The sequence below is a fragment of the Streptomyces sp. NPDC054863 genome (assembly GCF_053610825.1).
Genome location: NZ_JBSGZD010000453.1, coordinates 1 through 4,214 on the forward strand (window position 1 = coordinate 1; position 4,214 = coordinate 4,214).

Consider the following 4,214-nt stretch of genomic DNA (forward strand, 5'->3'; position numbering starts at 1 on the left):
TTGTTGGGGCCCTCGTAGTCGTCGCCGTAGGCGCCCTTGGAGGGGCGGCGGCGGCGCATCGGGGGCTCGACGCCGTCGGCGAGGCGGCGGGCGGTGACGAGGAAGCCGGTGTGGCCGATCATGCGGTGGTCCGGGCGGACGGCGAGGCCTTCGACGTGCCAGTTGCGGACCATCGACTCCCACGGCTGGGGTTCGGCGAAGCAGCCGATCTCGCGGATGGACTCGACGGTCCTGGCGAGCTGCGTGGTGGTGGCGACGTACGCGCACATGATGCCGCCGGGGACGAGCGCCTTGGAGACGGCTTCGAGGGTTTCCCAGGGGGCGAGCATGTCGAGTACGACGCGGTCGACCTCGGTGTCGGAGAGGTGGTCCTGGAGGTCGCCGACGGTCAGGGTCCACGCGGGGTGGGGGCCGCCGAAGTAGCGCTCGACGTTGCCCTGCGCGATGTCCGCGAAGTCCTGGCGGCGCTCGTAGGAGTGCAGCATTCCGTGGTCGCCGATGGCGCGCAGGAGGAAGGCGCTGAGGGCTCCGGAGCCCACTCCGGCTTCGACGACGCGGGCGCCGGCGAAGATGTCGGCGAAGGCCAGGATCTGCCCCGCGTCCTTGGGGTAGACCACGGCTGCGCCGCGGGGCATGGACAGGACGTAGTCGGGGAGCAGGGGGCGGAGGGCCAGGTAGGCGACGTTCCCCGTGGTACGGACAACACTGCCCTCGGACGCGCCGATCAGCTCGTCGTGCGAGAAGGCACCCTTGTGGGTGTGGAACTGCTTCCCGGCTTCGAGCGTGAACGTGTAGTGGCGGCCCTTGGGGTCAGTCAGCTGGACCTGGTCCCCGACCTTGAAGGGCCCGCGTCGTCGGGCGGCACCGGTCGGTTCGGACATGTGACCAGCCTACCGGCTGTTTGGGGGGCCTCACGCCGCGTCCCGGTTCGCCGGGGGCGTCACTGCGGGCGGGCCATGGCCTTGACGAAGGCGCGCTCGACGTCGGCGGTGGAGAGGACTCCGTAGATCTCGCCGGTTTCCTCGACGACGAGGTATTCGGTGGCGGGGGCGGCGCGGAGCCGGTCGAGGAGGTCTTCGCCCGCGAGTTCGGCGGGGATGCGCAGGCGGTCGGTGAGGTCCTGGGCGAGGCCGCTGACGGCGACCCAGGGGCGGCGGTGTTCGGGGACGGCGCCGATGGCTGCTTCGCGGACGACGGCGGTGGGTTCGCCCTGTCCGTCGACGACGACGAGGGCGCGGGCGCCTGCTTCGTTGGCTCGGCGGAGTGCTTCGGAGAGGGGGGTGGCGGATTCGACGGGGACCGCGCGCCGGGTGAGGGTGCGGGCGCGCAGGTCGGGGAGGTGTTCGCGGAGGCGTGCCACGCGGAGGCTGTTGCCTGCGCCGGTCCAGATGATGGCGGCGAGGATCGCGGCGAGGAGTGCGTCGAGGACGGTGTCCATGCCGGTGATGTCCTGGGTGCGGTTGCCGAGGGCGCCGGTGTGGGTGAGGAGGGGGAGGCCGATGAGGACGGCGACGGCGAGGGCGCGGCCGATCCAGGCGGCGGCGACGGTGCCGGTCATGGGGTTGCCGGTGATCTTCCAGACGACTGCGCGGAGCATGCGTCCGCCGTCGAGCGGGAGTCCGGGGAGGAGGTTGAAGGCGGCGACGATGAGGTTGGAGATCATCAGGCCTGCGAGGAGGACGCCGGGGACGGTGCCTGCTTCGACGAGGTCCATGGCGAGGTAGAAGAGGCCGCCGAGGGCGAGGGAGAGGAGGGGGCCGACGAAGGCGAGGACGAATTCGCGGCCGGGGGTCTCGGTCTCCTTCTCGATTTCGGAGACGCCGCCGAAGAACTGGAGCTGGATGCGCCGGACGGGGAGTTTGAAGCGGAGGGCGGCGACGGTGTGGGCGAGTTCGTGGACGAGTACGGAGGCGTAGAAGGCGACCGCGAAGAAGAGGGAGACGAGGTAGCGGGCGGCGCCCAGTTCGGGCAGGACGAGGTCGAGCTGGCCGCCGAAGACCCAGGTGATGAGGGCGGCGACGACGAACCAGCTGGGGGCGACGTAGACGGGGACGCCGAAGGGGCGGCCCATGAGGAGGCCGCCGCCGGGGCGTTCCGGGCCGCTTTTGGCCTTCTTGCCGCCGGTGCCAGTGGTGTCCGTGGTGTCCGTGCCGGGCTCGGGGCGTCCGCTGTCGCCGCTCTCGTCCACGGTGTCCCTTCGTTGGTGCTGCTTCGTGTCGCCGGTGGAACATCGTACGGAAAACGTTCGTAAATCCTGTGTCTCCCTGATGCCGTTGTGCGGGGCATTGCCCCGATCATGCAGTGCGGGAGGGTCTGCCGTCGATGGTAGGGGGGCGTTGTCAGTGGCGGGCCGTAGGGTCGGTGTCATGAATACGAGTACCGGTCCGGCGGTCGCGGCGAGGCGGCCCACTTCGCTGTCGCCCTCACGGGCGAGCGATTTCATGCAGTGCCCGCTGCTGTACCGGTTCCGGGTGATCGACAAGCTGCCGGAGAAGCCGAGTGAGGCGGCTACCCGGGGGACGCTGGTGCATGCCGTCCTTGAGCGGTTGTTCGACGATCCGGCGGTGGAGCGGACGGCTCCGAAGGCGCGGGCGATGGTGCCGGGGCAGTGGGACCGGCTGCTGGAGTCGAAGCCGGAGCTGTCGGGGCTTTTCGCGGAGGATGCCGGGGGCGAGCGGCTGTCGCGGTGGCTGGGGCAGGCGGAGGACCTGGTCGAGAAGTGGTTCACGCTGGAGGATCCGACCCGGTTGGAGCCTGCGGAGCGGGAGCTGTTCGTGGAGACGGAGCTGGAGTCGGGGCTGCGGCTGCGCGGGGTGATCGACCGGGTGGACGTGGCGCCGTCGGGCGAGGTGCGGATCGTCGACTACAAGACGGGGAAGGCGCCGCGTCCGGAGTATGCGGAGGGTGCGCTGTTCCAGATGAAGTTCTACGCGCTGGTGATCTGGCGGTGGAAGCGGATCGTGCCGCGCAGGCTTCAGCTGGTGTATCTGGGCAGCGGCGACGTGATGACGTACGACCCGACCGAGGAGGACCTGGAGCGGATGGAGCGGAAGCTGCATGCGCTGTGGGAGGCGATCAAGGAGGCGACGGAGACGGGCGAGTGGCGTCCTCGTCCGACGAAGCTGTGCGGCTGGTGCGACCACCGGGCGGTGTGCCCGGAGTTCGGCGGGACGCCGCCGGTCTACCCGTTGGAGGTCCGGCCTCGGGAAGCGTCGGAGTAGGACCGGCGGGCGGGCCGGGGGTCCGGGGGTTGCCCCCGGGTGGACACAGACCGTTGGAGGTCCGGCCTCGGGAAGCGTCGGAGCAGGACCGGCGGGCGGGGCTTCGGCCGGGGGGCCGGGGGTTGCCCCCGGGTGGACACAGACCGTTGGTGGTCCGGCCTCGGGAGGCGTCGGAGCAGGGGGCGGTGGGTCCGGGTGGCGGGCAGGGCAGAATGGGGCCGTCTAGCGAAGGAGTACCTGTGGCTATCCGCGTCCTACTGGTCGACGACCAGCCTCTGCTGCGTACCGGTTTCCGGATGATTCTGGAGGCGGAGCAGGACCTTGCGGTCGTCGGTGAGGCCGGGGACGGTCTGCAGGCGCTCGATCAGGTGCGGGCGTTGCAGCCCGATGTGGTGCTGATGGACATCCGGATGCCGCGGATGGACGGGGTCGAGGCGACCCGGCAGATCACGGGTCCTGGCCGGGACGGTCCGGCGAAGGTGCTGGTGCTGACCACGTTCGACCTTGACGAGTATGTGGTGGAGGCGCTGCGTGCGGGGGCGAGCGGGTTCCTGCTGAAGGATGCGCCGGCGCACGAGCTGGTGCAGGCGATCCGGGTGGTGGCGGCGGGTGAGGCGATGCTGGCGCCGAGCATCACGCGCCGGCTGCTGGACAAGTACGCGGATCATCTTCCGTCCGGCGAGGACGAGGTGCCGGACACTCTGCACACGCTGACGGAGCGTGAGGTGGAGGTGCTGAAGCTGGTGGCGCGCGGTCTGTCGAATGCGGAGATCGCGGCGGACCTGTTCGTGAGCGAGACGACGGTGAAGACGCACGTCGGTCATGTGCTGACGAAGCTGGGGCTGCGCGACCGGGTGCAGGCTGCGGTCTATGCGTACGAGAGCGGTCTGGTGCGTCCTGGCGCGGGTGGCAGTTAGCGGCTGGTGGCAGTCGGCGGCTGGTGGCCGCCTGACGGAGCTCATGGCGGAGGGGCCCCACCGCAATGGTGGGGCC

General features: G+C 70.5%; 4 protein-coding genes. 2 read left to right on the forward strand and 2 right to left on the reverse strand.

Going from position 1 to position 4,214, the window contains the following annotated elements:
- Positions 1-881, reverse strand: an 881-nt coding sequence (locus tag ACWGIG_RS37400) for a tRNA (adenine-N1)-methyltransferase (RefSeq protein WP_453326181.1), incomplete at its 3' end; no start/stop codon positions are given.
- A gap of 59 nt (positions 882-940) precedes the next feature.
- Positions 941-2,188: a site-2 protease family protein gene (locus ACWGIG_RS37405; protein ID WP_453326182.1), complete on the reverse strand. Its 1,248-nt coding sequence runs from the start codon at positions 2,186-2,188 to the stop codon at positions 941-943.
- A gap of 178 nt (positions 2,189-2,366) precedes the next feature.
- Here ACWGIG_RS37405 and ACWGIG_RS37410 point away from each other — a divergent pair, with 178 nt between their 5' ends.
- Positions 2,367-3,221 carry a RecB family exonuclease gene (locus ACWGIG_RS37410; protein ID WP_453326183.1) on the forward strand — a complete coding sequence of 285 codons (855 nt, stop codon included), beginning with the start codon at positions 2,367-2,369 and terminating at the stop codon, positions 3,219-3,221.
- A 239-nt stretch (positions 3,222-3,460) separates the two neighbouring features.
- Positions 3,461-4,138 (forward strand): response regulator, encoded by a 678-nt coding sequence (locus ACWGIG_RS37415; protein WP_401598322.1) that lies wholly within the window; start codon positions 3,461-3,463, stop codon positions 4,136-4,138.
- Positions 4,139-4,214 lie beyond the last annotated feature (76 nt).

Excerpts from the sequence above, each read along its gene's own strand:
- ACWGIG_RS37410 (WP_453326183.1), top strand. The coding sequence starts at position 2,367 with ATGAATACGAGTACCGGTCCGGCGGTCGCGGCGAGGCGGCCCACTTCG.